General features: G+C 51.7%; 1 protein-coding gene. It reads right to left on the bottom strand.

Features of this window, described 5'->3' with window-relative positions; all coding sequences use genetic code 11:
- The coding region (locus tag QP888_RS11000; RefSeq protein WP_284813593.1) for an IS256 family transposase at positions 1 to 584 on the bottom strand (584 nt) is incomplete at both ends.

The raw sequence follows: 584 nt of genomic DNA, 5'->3' as shown, positions 1-584 counted from the left end.
GTACGCCTGCGGATTTCACGATTGAGCCGTTCAGTAGGGTTATTCGACCAGACTTTCTTCCACACTGATTTCGGGGCGTTAGTAAATGCCAGAAGCTCTTCACGGGCTTTTTCCAAGTAGCTGGCAACGTGCGGGAATTTATCTTCACAAAACGCTACGACCTCACGTGCTTGGGACCACACCGATTCCGAGTCTGGTTGCTGGAATATCGTATGAAACATCGCCGATAGGGGTGGCCACTGCGCCTTAGGCACCATCGAAGACAGGTTTTTAGCGAAATGCGTCCGGCACCGCTGCCAGGACGCATTCGGTAATACCTCACTAATCGCATGCTGGATACCTAGATGCGCGTCACTGGTGACAAGATAGACCTCATCAAGTCCGCGAGCTTTAAGATCCCGAAAGAACCCGATCCACGAGGCCATAGACTCAGATGTTGCAACTTGCATGCCCAATAGCTCACGATAGCCTTCGGCATTAACCCCGGTGGCCAGCAGTACAGAGGTTTTAACGACTCGTCCACCTTCACGAACTTTCATGGTCAAAGCATCACACGAGACATACAGATACGGGCCGGTATCAAG

The sequence above is a fragment of the Corynebacterium sp. MSK297 genome, assembly GCF_030232885.1.
Classification (GTDB): Bacteria; Actinomycetota; Actinomycetes; order Mycobacteriales; family Mycobacteriaceae; genus Corynebacterium.
The sequence above is the reverse complement of the archived record's forward strand: the minus strand, read 5'-3'. Positions and strand labels throughout refer to the sequence as shown.